Source organism: Pseudomonas sp. NFACC42-2, from assembly GCF_900116055.1.
Classification (GTDB): domain Bacteria; phylum Pseudomonadota; class Gammaproteobacteria; order Pseudomonadales; family Pseudomonadaceae; genus Aquipseudomonas; species Aquipseudomonas marginalis.
In genome coordinates this window covers 220,448-238,209 of record NZ_FOZO01000006.1, presented here as the reverse complement: position 1 = coordinate 238,209, position 17,762 = coordinate 220,448, and the positions used below count along the sequence as shown (strand labels likewise).

Genomic DNA, 17,762 nt, shown 5'->3' with positions numbered 1-17,762 from the left:
CCCGAGTCGCCATGGAATTTATCCGCAGCCGTATCGAAACCCAGTTGATGAGCCTCACCGGCTTGTCACTGGGCCAACTGGACCTGGAAAACCCCAAGGGCGATCCGGGCCTGTTCGGGCCGGACTCGGTCAGTTGGCAAGTCCATGGCGACTTCAGCAGCATGCTTATCGGCGGTATCAGCGCCTTGATGCTGCAAGCCTTGCACCCATTGGCCCTGGCCGGCGTGTGGGACCATTCGAATTTTCGCCAGGACATGCTTGGGCGCCTGCGCCGTACCTCGCAGTTTATTTCCGGTACCACGTTCGGCGCGCGCAAAGACGCCGACTGGCTGATCGAAAAAGTGCGCACCATTCACCTGCAGGTGGTGGGTCATGCCCCGGACGGGAGGCCTTACGCGGCCAGCGATCCAGCGCTGCTGACCTGGGTGCATGTGGCGGAGGTGAGCAACTTTCTTGCTGCCCACTTGCGCTATCGCAACCCGCACCTCTCCGGCCGTGATCAGGACCGTTACTACAGCGAGATCGCCGTCGTCGCAGAACGGCTCGGCGCGCAGGATGTGCCGCATTCACGCCAGGAAATTTCCGATTACCTTGAGAATATCCGCCCGCAATTGCTGTGCGACGAGCGCAGCCGCGAAGTGCTGCGCCTGTTGCTGAACGCGCCCTCCCCCAGCCTGTTGGCCAAGCCTTTTGGTGCCTTGATGATGCAAGCCGGGATCGACCTGCTGCCGGACTGGGCCAGCACTCTGCTCGATCAGCACCAGAGCCCGCTGCAACGCCGGATGATCCGCGCCGGGGTCAAGCGCAGCGCGCCGTTGTTGCGCTGGGCAATGCGTAACGGTTCGGTGCAGCGTGCACACCGGCGGATGGGGTTGATGTAGGCAACGCGCCATAGCTGCTAAACTCCGCGCCCTTATTTCCCCCATTTACCTAAGCAAGGCGCGCTCCATGTCTCCCTTGAATCAGGCGCTGCGCGCCGCCCTCGATCATCGCCAGGATCTGATCAGCGAACTGCACGCCCAGGGCACCGACTGCTATCGGCTGTTCCATGGCAGCCAGGAAGGCGCCGGCGGCCTGACCATCGACCGCTATGGCCCGCAGTTACTGGTGCAAAGCTTCCATCAGTCGCTGGAAACCGCCGACCTCCTGGACCTGCACCAACTGATCAACCAGTACATGGGCCTGGAATTGCTGCTGGTCTACAACGACCGCTCCCGCGGCAACTCGCGGGTCGATCGCGAAGATTCGGTATACCGCGCCGAACCTGCCGCGCTGGAAGACCTGGTCGGCCACGAATGGGGCCTCAATTACCGTGTCCGTGGGCGCCACGCCGGCCAGGACCCACTGCTGTTCCTCGACCTGCGCAATACCCGCGGCTGGGTCAAGGACCACAGCGCCGGCAAAAGCGTACTGAACCTGTTTGCCTACACCTGTGGGGTGGGCCTGAGCGCCGCTGCCGGTGGTGCGCGCGAGGTATGCAACCTGGACTTCGCCGAGGGCAACCTGGCGGTGGGGCGTGAAAACGGCCAGCTCAATCCACAGCTTCCCACCATGGAGTTCGTGCAATCGGACTACTTCCCGGCGATTCGCCAACTGGCCGGGCTGCCGATCACCCAGCGTCGCGGGCAGAAACTGCCGAGCTATCCGCGCCTCGAGCAGCGTCAATATGACCTGGTGTTGCTCGACCCGCCGGCCTGGGCCAAGAGTGCCTTCGGTACCGTCGACCTGTTGCGTGACTACCAGAGCCTGCTCAAGCCGGCACTGCTCGCTACAGCAGACAATGGCGTGCTGATCTGCTGTAACAACCTGGCAAAAGTCAGCATGGAGGATTGGCGTGAACAGGTGCTGCGTTGTGCGCAAAAGGCTGGGCGTCCGGTGCGGGACTGGAAAATCATGACACCCGGCGCGGACTTTCCCTCACAAGATCAACAGCCACCGCTGAAGACTCTGATACTTCAACTGTAAGCAGCATCCTAAAGGCCCGGTTCTTCGGAACCGAAATCCCGTGCCATACTCCAAGGCACTCCTGTTTGACATAGATGGCGCCGCCCCATGCCCAAAGGATTGATTCGCGCCGCTGGCGCCTTGTTGACTGCCCTCGCGTTGTACAGCTTGCTGGGCTTTCTGATTTTGCCTGGCATCGCCCTTCGTATTGCCAACCAACAGTTAGCCAATTACGCCACGGTGCCGGCACGCATCGAGCGGATCGAACTTAACCCGTTCAGCCTGGAAGTCACGGTATGGGGCTTGAAGATTGGCGAACCCGGTAAGGAACAGGTAGGTTTCGAACGGCTTTACGCCAACCTGCAGGCCGATAGCCTGTGGACCCACGCCCTGCACCTGGCGGATGTGCAACTGGACAAGCCCAGGACCGAGTTGTTGTTCGACAAGTCAGGCCAGCTGAATCTGGCGCAGTTGTTCAAGCTGCCACCGAGCGAGCCGACCCCGGCAGACCCTGACGCCAAGCCGTTCCCGCTGCGTGTCGACAGTATCAAGCTGGCTGGCGGTTATTTGCATTTCCAAGACCTGCGCCCCAGCGAACCCATCGAATTCCTCTACGACACCCTCGACTTCGAACTGAAGAATCTCAGCACCCTGCCGGAAGACAATGCGGACATGACCTTGGTCGCCGCCGGCCCTGAAGGCGGACAGATCGACTGGAAAGGCAACTTCAGCCTGGTGCCGATCACGTCCGAAGGTACGCTCAAAGTCACCGGCGGCAAAATGAAAGCCTGGTGGCCTTATGTACGTGACGCCTTACCTCTGGTACTTGAAGACGGCGTGCTCAACTTCAGTACCGAATACAGGTTCAGCCTGGCCAAAGAGACCGAGCTGAACCTGACCAACACTGCCGCCAGCATCGCACCGTTCGCGATCAAGGCCCCGGATGGCCGGCCGTTGGTGCGCCTGGAGCGTTTGGACGTCAGCGAGACCACGGTGGACCTGGCCAAACAGCAGGTGGTGGTGGGCAAGATCCGCAGCAATAAACTCGAGACCTGGGCGGCTCGTGAAGCGGATGGGCAACTGGACTGGCAAAAACTGTTCGCCGGCCAGCCGAACAAACCGGCCAAGGCGCCGGAGCCTGCGACTGCACCCGCCACGGCCGACTCGCCAAAGCCTGCGCCCGTCGCCCCAAGCAAGCCCTGGCAAGTGCTGCTCAAGGATGTACAGCTGCGCAACTACCAGGTGCACTTGGCCGACCGCCAGGCCAAACCTGCGGTGGCCCTGGAGCTCGGCCCGTTGAACGTCGACGTGCAGAACTTCGACAGCCTCAACCAGAGCCCCTTTACCCTGAAGGTCGACACCGGCCTGGGCAAGCAGGGCAAGATCCAGGCAACCGGCACGGTCAACCTCAACCCGGTCAGCGCCAAGTTGAAGGTCAATACCAAGGACATCGACCTGCGGGTCGCACAGTCCTATATCAGCCCGTTTATCCGCCTTGAACTGCGCAGTGGCATGCTTGGCAGCGACCTCGACGTGAACCTGAAAAGCACCGATCCCCTGGCGCTGCAGATCACCGGCCGCGCGCAGGTTGACCAGTTGCATACCCTCGACACCCTCAAGACCCGCGACTTCCTCAAGTGGCAGCGCCTGGTGCTCGAAGGCGTGAACTACCAACACGGCGACAGCCTGTCGATCGACAAGGTCAACCTGCTGCAGCCCTATGCGCGGTTCATGATCAACGATGACCGCACCACCAACGTCGACGACTTGCTGATCCCGCAGCCGGCCGACAGTGGCGCCAAATCGTCAGCCAAACCTGCCGCGAGCAAAGAAAAACCCCTGGGCATCCATATCGGACAGATTGCGATCAACGACGGTTCGGCCAACTTCGCCGACTTCAGCCTCACCCCAAACTTCGCCACTGCGATCCAACAGCTCAATGGGCAGATCGGCACCATCGACAGTCGCCAGGCCAAGCCGGCGAGCGTTGACATCAAGGGCAAGGTGGACCGTTATGCACCGGTGACCATCAAAGGCAGCGTGAACCCGTTTGACCCGATGGCGGCGCTGGACATCGCCACCAGCTTCAAACGTGTCGAGCTGACCACCCTGACGCCTTACTCGGGCAAGTTCGCCGGTTTCCGCATCCGCAAGGGCCGCCTCAACCTTGACCTGCATTACGTGATCACCAAGGGCCAGTTGAAGGCTGAGAACAAAGTGGTGGTCGAGCAATTGCAACTGGGCGAAAAAGTCGACAGCGCCGATGCCGTGGACTTGCCGATTCGACTGGCAATCGCGTTGCTCAAGGACAGCGACGGCAAGATCTCCATCGAACTGCCCGTATCCGGTGACCTGAATAACCCGCAATTCAGCGTGATGCCCATTGTGTGGCAAACCCTGCGCAATCTGGTGGTGCGGGCGGCCACTGCGCCGTTCAAGTTTATTGGCGGATTGGTCACCGGAGGCGGAGCGGAGGACTTGGGTAGCGTGTCGTTCGCTGCAGGCTCCAGCGAGTTGAACAAAGACGCCGAAGGCGCCCTGAACACCTTGGCCAAGGCGCTGAAAGAACGCCCTGCCCTACGCCTGGAAATCGAAGGCACGGCCGCAGCCAGCAGCGACGGCCCATTCCTGGCGGCCCAGCGGCTGGAGCGGGAATACCAATACAACTACTACAAAATGCTGCAGCGCCGTGGCGAGAAAGTCCCGGCCCAGGCGTCCTTGCTGGAAGTCCCTGAGAGCGAAAAAGCCCCCTTGCTCGAAGGTATTTACCGCACCCGCTTGAAACAGCAGCCTCCGGCGGAATGGAAGGACCTGAGCAGCAGTGACCGCACCGCCAGGTTGAAAGAGGGCGTGATCAAGTTCTGGAGTGGCAGTGACGTGCTGCTGCGCCAGTTGGGCCAGGACCGTGCGAGCACGATCAAGGACTACCTGGTGGATAAAGCCCAGCTGGAGGACGACCGGGTCTACTTCATTGACGCGCAACTGGGCCAGGCAGAGAAAGACGGTCGAGTGATAACGCCGATGCACCTGGACGCCGAGTAGGCGTCCACGGCAAGCCGCTACCGCATTACTTTCCCGCCCCAATAGAACAGGCCCCGACACAGAAGTGCCGGGGCCTGTAATGACCACATCCGTGTGGTCGGTCGCATGAAACTTAGAGGTGCATTGAGTGGATATCTAACTCACGCGCCGCCGCCGCTAGTTCAGACGAATTCTTGAGCGTTACTCTGCTTTCAGGCCATCGGCCGATACAGCTTTAACGCCTTTGATTTTCTTGGTGATGTTCACCGCGGTCGTTTTCTGTGCCTCGGTCACAGCGACCGAAGAGGACAGGGAAACTACACCCTTGTTGGTTTCGACTTTGATGTCGGTGCCAGGAATGCCTTTCTCGGTGACCAGGTCAGCTTTGACTTTGGTGGTGATCCAGGTATCGGAGGTTGCGCCTTTGGCGTCAGCCGCTGCACCTTTGGTTTTGTCGATGTTGTCTGCCTTGGTAGCGCCGCCAGCCAACAGGCCGTCAGCCGAAACTGCGGTTACACCTTTGATTTTCTTGGTGATCGCTACGGCAGTTTCTTTCTGCGAGTCCGAAATGGCTACGGTCGAAGACAGGGAAACCACACCTTTGTTGGTCTCAACCTTGATGTCCGAACCAGGGATGCCTTTTTCGGTCAGCAGATCGGATTTAACTTTGGTAGTGATCCAAGTATCCGAAACGCTTTCTTTTGCCTTGGTGGCTTCACCGGCCGCCAGGGTCATTGGAGCTTGGGAAGTCTGGGCAAAGGCCACGTTAGCACCCATGGCCAGGGTCAGAGCGGTAGCAGTAGCGAGAGCGAACTTCTTCATACGAGTAACTCCTGTTTTATTAAAAGTCTGCAGTGTGTGAACCTTGATGCTGCAGCGTTAACAGGGTTATTGCAGGCAGTGTGCCAAGTCGCTGTCGAAGATTAAATCGTTAAAAATCATACAGTTATAAAAACACTCGAATTCCGGAATCGTGCAACTTGCATGAACGCCATCGGGCCTGCGTGCAAGTTGCGGCTTTTGCGATTTACTAAGCGTCTGATTTTTCGGCATTTTCCTTCATGCATAAAAAAAGGACTCCGAAGAGTCCTCTTTTTCAGCGTGAAGCCCGGGGGTAATTAAACGCCCGAAGCCTTGGCTGCTGCTACGTCCTTGATGGACAGCTTGATACGGCCACGGTTGTCCACGTCCAGTACCAGCACTTCCACTTCCTGGCCTTCTTTCAGAATGTCGGTGACTTTCTCAACGCGAGCGTCGCTCAGCATGGAGATGTGAACCAGACCGTCTTTGCCTGGCAGGATGTTGACGAATGCGCCGAAGTCGACGATGCGCTCAACCTTACCGACGTAGATCTTGCCGATCTCGGCTTCAGCGGTGATGCCCAGGACGCGTTGACGCGCAGCTTCTGCAGCTTCCTTGGTTTCGCCGAAGATCTTGATCGAGCCGTCGTCTTCGATGTCGATCGAAGCCTTGGTCTCTTCACAGATCGCACGAATGGTCGCGCCGCCTTTACCGATAACATCACGGATTTTGTCGGTGTCGATTTTCATCGCGATCATGGTCGGAGCATTTTCCGACAGTTCGGTACGGGACTGACCAATGATCTGGTTCATCTGACCGAGGATGTTCAGGCGCGCTTCCAGGGCTTGGCCCAGGGCGATTTCCATGATTTCTTCGGTGATGCCCTTGATCTTGATGTCCATCTGCAGCGCGGTAACACCTTTGGCGGTACCGGCTACTTTGAAGTCCATGTCGCCCAAGTGGTCTTCGTCGCCCAGGATGTCGGTCAGGATGGCGAACTTCTCGCCTTCTTTAACCAGGCCCATGGCGATACCGGCAACCGGCGCCTTCATCGGCACACCCGCGTCCATCAGCGCCAGGGAAGCACCGCAGACCGAAGCCATGGAGCTGGAACCGTTGGACTCGGTGATTTCCGACACCACACGGATGGTGTACGGGAACACGTCAGCAGCAGGCAGCATGGCCTGGACCGAACGACGGGCCAGACGGCCGTGACCGATTTCGCGACGACCAGCGCCACCCATGCGACCACACTCGCCCACCGAGAACGGCGGGAAGTTGTAGTGCAGCATGAAGGGGTCTTTTTTCTCGCCTTCCAGGGTGTCCAGCAGCTGTGCGTCACGGGCAGTACCCAGGGTCGCGACGACCAGTGCCTGGGTTTCACCACGGGTGAACAGTGCCGAGCCGTGAGTCTTCGGCAGAACGCCGACTTCGATGTTCAGCGGACGAACGGTGCGGGTGTCGCGGCCGTCGATACGTGGCTTGCCGTTAACGATGTTTTCGCGAACGGTGCGGTATTCGATTTCACCGAAGGCTGCTTTGACTTCGCTGGAAGAAGGCTGGCCTTCTTCGCCGGACAGCTTGGCAACAACCTGGTCCTTCAGCTCACCCAGGCGAGCGTAACGGTCGGCCTTGACGGTGATGGTGTAGGCGTCGGAGATCGCAGTGCCGAACTCGGAGCGGATAGCGCCCAGCAGTTCGGTGGCTTCGGCTTGCGGAGCCCAGGCCCAGGTAGGCTTGGCAGCTTCGGCAGCCAGTTCTTTAACAGCGTTGATCACAACCTGGAACTCGTCGTGAGCAAACAGTACTGCACCCAGCATCTGGTCTTCGGTCAGCTCTTTGGCTTCCGATTCAACCATCAATACGGCTTCCGACGTACCGGCAACGACCATGTCCAGGCTCGATGCTTTCAGTTGCTCGTAAGTCGGGTTCAGCAGGTAACCGGTGCTTTCGTGGAAAGCAACGCGGGCTGCGCCGATCGGGCCATCGAAAGGAATACCGGAGATGGCCAGGGCAGCCGAAGTACCGATCATCGCAGCGACGTCAGGATCGGTTTTCTTGCTGGTGGAAACGACGGTGCAGACAACCTGCACTTCGTTCATGAAGCCTTCTGGGAACAGCGGACGGATCGGACGGTCGATCAGTCGGGAAGTCAGGGTTTCTTTCTCGGAAGGACGGCCTTCGCGCTTGAAGAAACCGCCAGGGATCTTACCGGCAGCGTAAGTCTTTTCCTGGTAGTGAACGGAAAGAGGGAAGAAGCCTTTGCTTGGGTCGGCGTGCTTGGCGCCAACAACGGTCACCAATACGGTAACGTCGTCATCAACGGTAACCAGCACTGCGCCGGAGGCTTGACGGGCGATACGGCCTGTCTCGAGGGTAACGGTCGACTGACCGAACTGGAATTTTTTGATAACCGGGTTCACGGTGTCCTACCTTCTTTGTGGCTCTTGGGGAACTTGTCTTCTTGCGAAATTCTTGGGCAATGTCGGGAATCGGCCCAACCCTTGTCCAGGGGTAAAACGTGTATCCAGATAAAACTTGAGGCTGGGAGCCTACCATGGGCCAGCGGGAATCCCACTGACACACGGCAGACAACCAACCTCTAGCGCAATCGCTGATTAGCGACGCAGACCCAGGCGACCGATCAGAGCCTGATAACGACCCAGATCCTTGCCTTTCAGGTAGTCCAGCAGCTTACGGCGCTGGTTTACCATGCGGATCAGACCACGACGGGAGTGGTGATCTTTACCGTTGGCCTTGAAGTGACCTTGCAGCTTGTTGATGTTGTGGGTCAGCAGTGCAACTTGCACTTCTGGCGAACCAGTGTCACCAACAGCTTGCTGGTAGTCAGCTACGATTTGTGCTTTTTCTTGAACGTCGAGAGCCATGAGGCAATCCTTTTTTCAGGAAACCACCCAAAGGGCAGTTTCAACAGGCCAGGGACAAATCCCTGTATCTAAAAATGAGTGTTGACCGTGCCTGTTAACAGCCACACTCGTTCGGTCATTCTGACCGAATCAGTCGACGTGGCGCGATGCGCCCGTCTTCGCTCACTTCACCGATACCGATAAAGCGACCGTTATGATCCTGTACCCGCACCATGCCGAACTTCGGGGCATCCGGGGCACGTACCGGCTGGCCGTTAAGCCAGTAGAACGCGCTGTGTTCCGAAAAGTGCAGTAATGGCCAATCCAGCAAACCACTGTCCGACGGCATCAGGAAGCGATCAACCGCTTCGTTGCCACCTTCGGCGTGTACCGCCTCCAACTCTTCCAGCGTGACCGTCTGGGCCAGGCTGAAAGGTCCGGCCTGGGTGCGTCGCAGCTCAGCTACATACGCGCCGCAACCGAGCTTTTCACCAATATCCTCCACCAGGGTACGGATATAAGTGCCTTTGCTGCAGTCCACGGCCAAGCGCGCGGTGTCACCTTCACAGGCGAGTAATTCCAAGCGCGCAATAGTAACAGAACGCGGTTCGCGCTCCACTACTTCGCCCGCACGTGCCAGCTTGTAAAGGGGCTGCCCATCACGCTTTAGAGCCGAGTACATCGGCGGTATCTGACTGATTTGCCCGCGAAAAGCAGGTAAAGCAGCTTCGATATCAGCACGACCAACGATCACGTCGCGAACCTGCAAAACATCACCTTCGGCGTCTGCCGTGGTGGTGGTCTTGCCCAGTTGCATCAGGGTTTCGTAACCCTTGTCGGAATCGAGCAGGTATTGCGAGAACTTGGTGGCCTCGCCAAAGCACAACGGCAGTACACCGGTGGCCAGGGGATCGAGGCTGCCGGTGTGTCCGGCCTTCTCGGCATTGAGCAACCAGCGGACTTTCTGCAACGCGGCATTGGAGGTAAAGCCAATCGGCTTGTCGAGCAGAATGATGCCGCTGACGTTGCGACGGATACGTTTGACCTGAGCCACCGCTTACTCCTTGGCGTCTTCAGGTGTGGATGGGTGCTGGCTGTCTTCAGCCACGGCGCGCTCGATCAGTGCCGACAGGTGCGCGCCACGCACAACGCTTTCGTCGTAGTGGAAGTGCAACTGGGGCACGCTGCGCAGCTTCATTTCACGGGCCAACTGCATGCGCAGGAAACCTGCGGCCGAGTTGAGTACCTTGATGCTTTGCGCGATTTCTTCGCTATTGTCCTGCCCCATCACGGTGATGAAGATCTTCGCGTGACCCACGTCACGGCTCACTTCAACAGCGGTGATGGTGACTAGGCCAACGCGGGGGTCTTTGACTTCGCGACGGATCAGTTGGGCCAGCTCACGCTGCATCTGATCGCCGATACGCTGGGTACGGCTGTATTCTTTTGCCATGTCTTGTTACCTGTTACTGCCACACGGTGAAACCCATGGGGTCTGAAAGCGGCAAACGCCCGGCCTGACAAAAGCCAGACCGGGCGTTGCGTTTAGAGTCCTCACGCTGCGCGGGGCATTTGCATGCCCACACGCGGCGTGGCTCCTGAAGTGCGCGAGTTAGAGGCTGCGAGCAACCTGAACCTTCTCGTAGACTTCGATCTTGTCGCCAGCCTTGACGTCGTTGTAGCTCTTGACGCCGATACCGCATTCCATGCCGGCACGCACTTCGGAAGCGTCATCCTTGAAGCGGCGCAGGGATTCCAGCTCGCCTTCGAAGATAACGATGTCTTCACGCAGTACACGGATTGGACGGTTACGGTACACGGTACCTTCGATAACCATGCAGCCGGCGATCGCACCGAATTTCGGCGAGCGGAACACGTCACGTACTTCGGCGACACCCAGGATGTTCTCCCGGACGTCACTGCCAAGCATGCCGGTGAGGGCTTTCTTGACGTCTTCGATGATGTCGTAGATGACGTTGTAGTAACGCATGTCCAGGCCTTCCTGCTCGACGATCTTGCGAGCGCCAGCATCGGCACGCACGTTGAAGCCGAACAGTACAGCGTTGGAAGCCAGTGCCAGGTTGGCGTCGGACTCGGTGATACCACCGACACCGCCACCCACAACACGCACTTGCACTTCGTCGTTACCCAGGCCATTCAAGGCGCCGTTCAACGCTTCGAGGGAACCACGAACGTCAGACTTGAGGACGATGTTAAGCGTCTTCTTCTCGGCCTGGCCCATGTTCTCGAAGATGTTTTCCAGCTTGCCGGCATGCGCGCGAGCCAATTTGACTTCACGGAACTTGCCTTGACGGAACAGAGCCACTTCACGGGCTTTCTTCTCGTCAGACAGCACGCTCATCTCGTCGCCAGCGTCCGGAGTACCGTCCAGGCCGAGGATCTCGACAGGGATGGAAGGACCGGCTTCCTTGATTGGCTTGCCGTTCTCGTCGAGCATGGCACGTACACGGCCATAGTTCGAACCGACCAGTACCATGTCGCCTTGACGCAGGGTACCGTCTTGAACCAGTACGGTTGCAACCGGGCCACGACCTTTGTCGAGACGCGACTCAACCACAACACCACGACCTGGGGCCGACGGAGTTGCTTTCAGTTCAAGTACTTCAGCTTGCAGCAGGACAGCTTCGAGCAGTTCGTCAACGCCAGTACCGACTTTCGCCGAAACCGAAACGAACGGCGTATCACCGCCCCACTCTTCAGACGTCACGCCATGAACCGACAGTTCGCTACGGATGCGATCGAGATCGGCGCCCGGCTTGTCGATCTTGTTCACGGCAACAACCAGAGGAACACCAGCGGCTTTAGCGTGCTGGACAGCTTCAATGGTCTGCGGCATCACGCCGTCGTCCGCTGCAACGACCAGGATCACGATGTCAGTCGCCTTGGCACCACGGGCACGCATTGCGGTAAACGCGGCGTGACCTGGGGTGTCGAGGAAGGTGACCATGCCGCGCTCGGTTTCAACGTGGTACGCACCGATGTGCTGGGTGATACCACCGGCTTCGCCAGCAGCTACCTTGGCACGACGGATGTAGTCGAGCAGCGAAGTCTTACCATGGTCAACGTGGCCCATTACGGTCACGACTGGCGCACGGGAGAACGTCTCACCTTCAAACTTCAGGGACTCAGCCAGGGAATCTTCCAGGGCGGTGTCGCTGACCAGGGTCACTTTGTGGCCCAGTTCTTCGGCTACCAGTTGAGCAGTTTCCTGATCAAGCACCTGGTTGATGGTCGCTGGAGTACCCAGTTTGAACATGAACTTGATGATTTCAGCAGCCTTGACCGACATCTGGTTGGCAAGATCGCCAACCGTGATGGTCTCGCCGATCTGCACATCACGCACGACAGGGCCGGTTGGGCTCTGGAAACCGTGGGCGTTGCGTTTCTTCAGCTTGGCCTTGCCGCGACCACCACGACGGAAGCCATCGCTTTCTTCGTCGGTAGTCCGTGGAGCAACGCGTGGAGCAGGCGCTTTCTCTTTGACCGAAGCACGATGCGGAGCGTTTTTGCGCTCGCCATCGCCACCACCACCGCGACGATTGTTATCGTCGGCACGTGGTTTATCCGGGCGACGAGGTTCCTCGCGCTTGCGGGCATCGGCAGCAGGTGCTGGTGCAGCGGCAACCGGAGCGGCCTCACGCACAGCGTCTGCAGGAGCGCCAGGCGCGGCCACCGCTTCAGTGGAAGCAGTTTGCGCAGCAGCAGGCTGACGACGCGCTTCTTCTTCGGCGCGACGCTTGGCTTCTTCTTCAGCCTTCTGACGTGCAGCATTTTCTACTGCGCGACGTTCTTCCAGTTCGCGTTTGCGCTCGGCTTCGATTTCTTCCGGGCTGCGCTGTACGAAGACTTTCTTCTTGCGTACTTCAACGCTGATGCTCTTGCTACCCGCAACCCGCAGGGTGCTGGTGGTTTTGCGCTGCAATGTAATCTTGCGCGGTTCTTCCACTTTCGCCTTGTGGCTGCTCTTCAAGTGAGTCAGCAAAGACTGCTTCTCACTATCGCTCACACCTTCATCGGCGGCGGTGTGCGGCAGACCTGCCTCACGCATCTGCTGCAACAGGCGCTCTACCGGTGTTTTGACCTCATCGGCCAGTTGTTTCACCGTGACTTGCGTCATGCACTTCTCTCCTCAGGCCGCGCCTAATTACTCGAACCAATGGGCTCGGGCGGCCATGATCAACTTGCCGGCACGATCATCGTCAATGCCGTCGATGTCGAGCAGATCGTCAATAGACTGCTCGGCCAGGTCTTCGCGGGTAATTACGCCGCGCACCGCCAGTTCCATCGCCAAATCCTTGTCCATACCCTCAAGCGAGAGCAGGTCTTCGGCCGGATGGGCGTCTGCCAGCTTTTCCTCAGTAGCGATGGCTTTAGTCAACAAACGATCCTTGGCCCGAGCGCGAAGCTCGTTGACGGTGTCTTCGTCAAAGCCGTCGATGTTGAGCATTTCTTCCAACGGTACGTAGGCAATCTCTTCCAGGCTGGTGAAGCCTTCATCTACCAGCACCTGCGCCAGGTCTTCGTCGACTTCCAACTCGTCGATGAAGTTGCGCAGGATGTCACCGGTTTCAGCTTGCTGCTTAGCCTGGATGTCCGATTCGGTCATTACGTTCAGGGTCCAGCCGGTCAACTGGCTGGCCAGACGCACGTTCTGACCACCACGACCAATGGCCTGGGCCAGATTGTCTGCGCCAACGGCGATGTCCATTGCGTGGGCATCTTCGTCAACGATAATTGCCGCCACTTCAGCCGGCGACATGGCATTGATCACGAACTGCGCCGGGTTATCGTCCCAGAGGACGATGTCCACACGCTCACCACCCAATTCGCCCGACACTGCCTGGACGCGCGAACCGCGCATACCGATGCAAGCGCCTTGCGGGTCGATGCGTTTGTCCTTGGAGCGGACCGCGATCTTGGCACGCGAACCCGGGTCGCGGGACGCAGCCATGACTTCGATCAGGCCTTCGGCAATTTCCGGCACCTCGATACGGAACAGTTCAATCAGCATTTCCGGCGCAGTACGCGACAGGATCAACTGAGGGCCACGGTTCTCGGTGCGGATTTCCTTGAGCAGCGCACGCAAACGCACGCCAACACGGAAGGTTTCGCGGGAGATGATGTCTTCGCGGGCCAGCAACGCTTCAGCGTTGTTGCCCAGGTCGACGATCACATTGTCGCGGGTAACTTTTTTCACGGTGCCGGAGATGATTTCCCCCAGACGCTCGCGATAGGCATCAACGACTTGAGCGCGCTCAGCTTCGCGAACCTTCTGCACGATGACCTGCTTGGCGGTCTGTGCAGCAATGCGGCCGAACTCGATGGACTCGATCTTTTCTTCAACGACATCACCGACCTGGGCGCCTGGGTGCGTTTCAGCAACCTTGCTTGGCCAGGTTTCGATGGCCGGATCATCAAGATCGGCCTCTTCGACGACCGTCCAGCGACGGAAAGTCTCATAGGCACCGGTGTGGCGGTTGATTTCCACACGCAGATCAACTTCGTCTTCAAAACGCTTTTTGGTAGCAGTGGCCAGGGCCAGCTCCAGCGCTTCAAAAATCACGTTTGCCGGTACGCCCTTTTCATTGGATACCGACTCAACAACCAGCAGTACTTCTTTGCTCATCGTACGCCTCGCCTTTCGCAAGCCATTGGATCCGCGGGATCCGCGTCTCAGTCAAAACTGGGAATAATGTTGGCCTTGTCGATCATATCGATCGGCAACAGGAACTCATGGTCTTCTACCTGCACCACGACATCCTGTTCTTCTACACCGCGCAGAAGGCCCTGAAAGTTGCGACGCCCTTCGAACGGGGATCGCAGCTTGATCTTCACTTGTTCACCGGCAAATTTTGCAAACTGATCAATAGTGAACAGTGGGCGTTCCATGCCTGGCGAGGAAACTTCGAGGGTGTATTCAACGGAGATAGGATCTTCAACATCCAGAACACCGCTGATCTGACGGCTGACAATGGCACAATCGTCCACCAGCACGCCGCCCTCTTTATCGATATAAACGCGCAACATTGAGTGGCGACCTTGAGCCGAAAACTCAATACCCCAGCATTCATAGCCTAGGGCCACGACCACCGGGGCCAACAAGGCCTGCAACTCTTCTAGCTTGCTCGACACCTGAACCCCCTCGTGCATGTATGTGCATGCTGTGCAAAATAAAAAAATGGGCGAAACGCCCATCCTTGAAACGCCGTCGAACAGCGGCGTTGAAAGTGTCCAGCTAACAAAAAGCCCCTTAAAAGGGGCTCCGCTAAAACTGGTTGCGGGGGCCGGATTTGAACCGACGACCTTCGGGTTATGAGCCCGACGAGCTACCAGACTGCTCCACCCCGCGACAAAGCTGGGGCGGAAGTATACGACCGATCCCTTACAGGGTCAATGTAACCTTCCACCTACAAGAAAGCCCGCAACAGCGGGCTCTCCTGATAATTGGTACCGAGAAGGGGACTCGAACCCCTACACCCTATGGGCACAACCACCTCAAGGTTGCGTGTCTACCAATTCCACCACCTCGGCAATACAGCGTTTACAACCCTTCTTACTTCTGCTCTTGAGCTGGAGGTACGTCAGTCGCTGGAGTAGCCGACTTTTGCTCTTGAAGCACCGGGACATCATCAGAAGCCGGTTTTGCCTTTGGTACTTCCAACACTGCTGGGTTTGGCAAACCTACTTGAGTCAGCACATGAGCTTTCTCTTTAGCAAAGTAACCTAACCCTAAGCTGGTTATGAAGAAACCGGCGGCAAGTATAGCAGTAAACTTACTAAGAAAGGTAGAGGAACCTTGGCTTCCGAACACAGTATTTGAAGCACCTGCACCGAAAGACGCACCAGCATCCGCACCTTTACCCTGTTGCAACAAAACCAGGGCAACTACGCCCAGGGCAGCCAACAGATGAAAAACGACTACGACTGTTTCCAGCATTTTTTCAGTTTCCCGCGGCGCGACAAATCGCACCGAACTCATCTGCATTCAGGGAAGCTCCACCAATGAGCCCCCCATCGATATCCGGCATGCCGAACAGTTCGACCGCATTGGCCGCCTTCACGCTGCCGCCGTATAGAAGCCGCACACCTTGTGCGACTTCAGAATTCTCTGCCGCTAACTGAGCACGGATGGCTGCGTGCACATCCTGCGCCTGTTGCGGTGTAGCAGTCAGCCCGGTGCCAATGGCCCAGACCGGCTCGTAAGCAATTACCGCCTTTGCGAACGCACCAACACCCAGCTCCTCGATGATGCTGCCAAGCTGACGCGAGACAACTTCAAGAGTCTTGCCCGATTCACGCTGCTCAAGGGTCTCCCCAATACACAACACCGGAATCAAGCCACAAGCCTGTGCCGCTGCGAACTTGCGATTGAGTGTCCCATCACGCTCGCCCATCATCTGACGGCGCTCGGAGTGCCCGACAAGCACATAGGAACAACCCGCATCAACCAGCTGACTCGGTGCAATCTCACCGGTCAATGCACCTTGCATGGCTTCCACCGCAGAGTTCTGCGCGCCGACCTGAATCGACTTACCTTTCAAGCCATCCACCACTTGGGTGATATGCAAGCAAGGCGGGAACACCGCGATATCAACACCGCTAGGCAAGGCCAAGTGACGAAGGCCATTGATCAGCTCAGCGACACTGGCGCGGGTACCGTGCATCTTCCAGTTACCAGCTACCATAGTGCGACGCATGCTGTACCTCGTCGGTCAAAGTGGGCGCAGATGTTACCCAACCACATCATCACTGGCAAGCCGAATTCAGGCGCAAACTTCAGTTACCAGTTTTGCCAGGTCTTCGGCATGGCCGCGAACCTGTATTTCGTCGTCACCTTCGACCATGACGCGCACCAAAGGCTCTGTGCCGGACTTGCGTAGCAATACCCGTCCACGACCAGCCATTGCCAGGGTCGCGCGCTCGCAAGCCTCTTTGACAGCAGGGTGCTCGATCGGGTTTTCCCCACCTGCGAAACGCACGTTCAGCAATACTTGCGGGCATTTGCGCAAAGCCTGACGCGCCTGGGCCAAGCTCTCTTCGCGGCGACGCAAAGCCAATAGCACCTGCAACGCCGCAATAATCGCGTCACCGGTAGTGGTGTGCTGGAAGCACACCACGTGCCCGGAGTTCTCACCACCTACCTGCCAGTTACGCTCCAGCAGCTCGGCGATCACATACCGGTCACCCACGTTGGCGCGAACAAAAGGAATACCCAGGTCCGCCAATGCCAGCTCAAGCCCCAGGTTGCTCATCAGCGTACCGACGACACCGCCTTGCAGCTTGTTACGCTCATGCAGGTCGCGGGCAATGATGAACAACAGATCATCGCCGTCTACCACAGCACCGGTGTGGTCAACCATCAGCACGCGGTCGCCGTCACCGTCGAAGGCAATCCCGAGGTCGGCATGCTCGGCCAGGACAGCGGCTTGCAACTGCTCCATATGGGTGGAGCCGCAGTTTTCGTTGATATTCAATCCGTTGGGCTGAGCCGACAGCACTGTCACGTCTGCGCCCAGCTCCCTGAATACACTTGGCGCGACTTTGTAGGTCGCACCATGGGCGCAGTCGACAACAACCTTCAGGCCGGCAAAATTGGTACTGGTAGGCACACTGCTCTTGCAGAACTCGATATAACGACCGGACGCGTCATTGATACGCGACACCTTGCCCAGCTTGCTGGACTCGACCACGGTCATCGGCGCATCCAACAATTCTTCGATCATCAGCTCAATCTCATCCGGCAACTTGGTGCCCTGACCGGAGAAGAACTTGATGCCGTTGTCGTCGTGTGGATTGTGCGAAGCACTGATCACAATACCGGCCTCAGCGTGAAAGGTACGCGTCAGGTATGCAATCGCGGGCGTAGGCATTGGCCCCAGCAACATCACATCGGCGCCTGCGGCGGATAAGCCGGCCTCAAGCGCTGATTCAAACATGTATCCCGAAATCCGGGTGTCCTTGCCCACCAGGATGCGGCACGCCCCCATGCTGCGGAAAGCCATACCCGCCGCCCATCCAAGCTTGAGCATGAAATCAGGAGTAATCGGAAACTCGCCGACCCGACCACGGATACCGTCGGTGCCAAAGTATTTTTTAGTCATAAGTGCT

Annotated in this window: 14 protein-coding genes and 2 tRNA genes; 3 read left to right on the top strand and 13 right to left on the bottom strand. The window is 58.0% G+C overall.

What is annotated here, in order from left to right; all coding sequences use genetic code 11:
* Positions 1–11: 11 nt before the first annotated feature.
* The 3 genes from BM416_RS14955 to BM416_RS14945 all read left to right on the top strand — a co-directional run bounded on the left by BM416_RS14955 (position 12) and on the right by BM416_RS14945 (position 4,986).
* The gene (locus tag BM416_RS14955) at positions 12–881 is read left to right on the top strand and encodes an oxygenase MpaB family protein (protein ID WP_092488551.1); all 870 of its coding nucleotides are present in this window, start codon (positions 12–14) and stop codon (positions 879–881) included.
* 67 nt (positions 882–948) lie between these two features.
* Positions 949–1,965: a class I SAM-dependent rRNA methyltransferase gene (locus BM416_RS14950; protein ID WP_092488550.1), complete on the top strand. Its 1,017-nt coding sequence runs from the start codon at positions 949–951 to the stop codon at positions 1,963–1,965.
* Between the two features lie 87 nt (positions 1,966–2,052).
* Positions 2,053–4,986 carry a DUF748 domain-containing protein gene (locus BM416_RS14945; RefSeq protein ID WP_092488549.1) on the top strand — a complete coding sequence of 978 codons (2,934 nt, stop codon included), beginning with the start codon at positions 2,053–2,055 and terminating at the stop codon, positions 4,984–4,986.
* Between the two features lie 180 nt (positions 4,987–5,166).
* On the opposite strand, the gene BM416_RS14940 is transcribed toward BM416_RS14945, so the two are convergent.
* From BM416_RS14940 to glmM, 13 genes are all read right to left on the bottom strand, one after another.
* Positions 5,167–5,787 (bottom strand): BON domain-containing protein, encoded by a 621-nt coding sequence (locus BM416_RS14940; RefSeq protein WP_092488548.1) that lies wholly within the window; start codon positions 5,785–5,787, stop codon positions 5,167–5,169.
* 296 nt (positions 5,788–6,083) lie between these two features.
* Positions 6,084–8,189, bottom strand: coding sequence for a polyribonucleotide nucleotidyltransferase (gene pnp, locus BM416_RS14935; RefSeq protein ID WP_027605371.1), 2,106 nt, complete (start codon positions 8,187–8,189; stop codon positions 6,084–6,086).
* Between the two features lie 195 nt (positions 8,190–8,384).
* Positions 8,385–8,654: a 30S ribosomal protein S15 gene (rpsO, locus tag BM416_RS14930; protein WP_003176135.1), complete on the bottom strand. Its 270-nt coding sequence runs from the start codon at positions 8,652–8,654 to the stop codon at positions 8,385–8,387.
* Positions 8,655–8,769: 115 nt separating this feature from the next.
* Complete coding sequence (gene truB, locus BM416_RS14925) at positions 8,770–9,687, bottom strand: tRNA pseudouridine(55) synthase TruB (protein ID WP_092488547.1); 918 nt, start codon at positions 9,685–9,687, stop codon at positions 8,770–8,772.
* 3 nt (positions 9,688–9,690) lie between these two features.
* Entirely contained in the window at positions 9,691–10,086 is a 396-nt protein-coding gene (gene rbfA, locus BM416_RS14920) for a 30S ribosome-binding factor RbfA (RefSeq protein WP_003176137.1), read from the bottom strand.
* Positions 10,087–10,245: 159 nt separating this feature from the next.
* A complete protein-coding gene (gene infB / locus BM416_RS14915; protein WP_027605369.1) occupies positions 10,246–12,771 on the bottom strand; it encodes a translation initiation factor IF-2 in 2,526 nt (841 codons plus the stop codon).
* Positions 12,772–12,798: 27 nt separating this feature from the next.
* On the bottom strand, positions 12,799–14,280 hold the full coding sequence (nusA, locus tag BM416_RS14910) for a transcription termination factor NusA (RefSeq protein WP_003212187.1): 1,482 nt from the start codon (positions 14,278–14,280) through the stop codon (positions 12,799–12,801).
* 47 nt (positions 14,281–14,327) lie between these two features.
* The gene (gene rimP / locus BM416_RS14905) at positions 14,328–14,786 is read right to left on the bottom strand and encodes a ribosome maturation factor RimP (protein ID WP_003235029.1); all 459 of its coding nucleotides are present in this window, start codon (positions 14,784–14,786) and stop codon (positions 14,328–14,330) included.
* A 140-nt stretch (positions 14,787–14,926) separates the two neighbouring features.
* Positions 14,927–15,003 (bottom strand) — tRNA-Met (locus tag BM416_RS14900).
* Positions 15,004–15,099: 96 nt separating this feature from the next.
* A tRNA-Leu gene (locus tag BM416_RS14895) sits at positions 15,100–15,185 on the bottom strand.
* Between the two features lie 22 nt (positions 15,186–15,207).
* The gene (secG, locus tag BM416_RS14890; protein ID WP_010206600.1) at positions 15,208–15,591 is read right to left on the bottom strand and encodes a preprotein translocase subunit SecG; all 384 of its coding nucleotides are present in this window, start codon (positions 15,589–15,591) and stop codon (positions 15,208–15,210) included.
* A gap of 4 nt (positions 15,592–15,595) precedes the next feature.
* Positions 15,596–16,351 carry a triose-phosphate isomerase gene (tpiA, locus tag BM416_RS14885; protein WP_015885920.1) on the bottom strand — a complete coding sequence of 252 codons (756 nt, stop codon included), beginning with the start codon at positions 16,349–16,351 and terminating at the stop codon, positions 15,596–15,598.
* A gap of 66 nt (positions 16,352–16,417) precedes the next feature.
* Positions 16,418–17,755 carry a phosphoglucosamine mutase gene (glmM, locus tag BM416_RS14880; RefSeq protein ID WP_027605367.1) on the bottom strand — a complete coding sequence of 446 codons (1,338 nt, stop codon included), beginning with the start codon at positions 17,753–17,755 and terminating at the stop codon, positions 16,418–16,420.
* Between the last annotated feature and the right edge of the window lie 7 nt (positions 17,756–17,762).

What these genes read in the sequence shown, in the direction of transcription:
- BM416_RS14955 (WP_092488551.1), top strand. Translation starts at nt 12, where the DNA reads ATGGAATTTATCCGCAGCCGTATCGAAACCCAGTTGATGAGCCTCACC.
- BM416_RS14950 (WP_092488550.1), top strand. Translation starts at nt 949, where the DNA reads ATGTCTCCCTTGAATCAGGCGCTGCGCGCCGCCCTCGATCATCGCCAG.
- BM416_RS14945 (WP_092488549.1), top strand. Translation starts at nt 2,053, where the DNA reads ATGCCCAAAGGATTGATTCGCGCCGCTGGCGCCTTGTTGACTGCCCTC.
- BM416_RS14940 (WP_092488548.1), bottom strand. Translation starts at nt 5,787, where the DNA reads ATGAAGAAGTTCGCTCTCGCTACTGCTACCGCTCTGACCCTGGCCATG.
- rpsO (WP_003176135.1), bottom strand. Translation starts at nt 8,654, where the DNA reads ATGGCTCTCGACGTTCAAGAAAAAGCACAAATCGTAGCTGACTACCAG.
- rbfA (WP_003176137.1), bottom strand. Translation starts at nt 10,086, where the DNA reads ATGGCAAAAGAATACAGCCGTACCCAGCGTATCGGCGATCAGATGCAG.
- infB (WP_027605369.1), bottom strand. Translation starts at nt 12,771, where the DNA reads ATGACGCAAGTCACGGTGAAACAACTGGCCGATGAGGTCAAAACACCG.
- nusA (WP_003212187.1), bottom strand. Translation starts at nt 14,280, where the DNA reads ATGAGCAAAGAAGTACTGCTGGTTGTTGAGTCGGTATCCAATGAAAAG.
- secG (WP_010206600.1), bottom strand. Translation starts at nt 15,591, where the DNA reads ATGCTGGAAACAGTCGTAGTCGTTTTTCATCTGTTGGCTGCCCTGGGC.
- tpiA (WP_015885920.1), bottom strand. Translation starts at nt 16,351, where the DNA reads ATGCGTCGCACTATGGTAGCTGGTAACTGGAAGATGCACGGTACCCGC.
- glmM (WP_027605367.1), bottom strand. Translation starts at nt 17,755, where the DNA reads ATGACTAAAAAATACTTTGGCACCGACGGTATCCGTGGTCGGGTCGGC.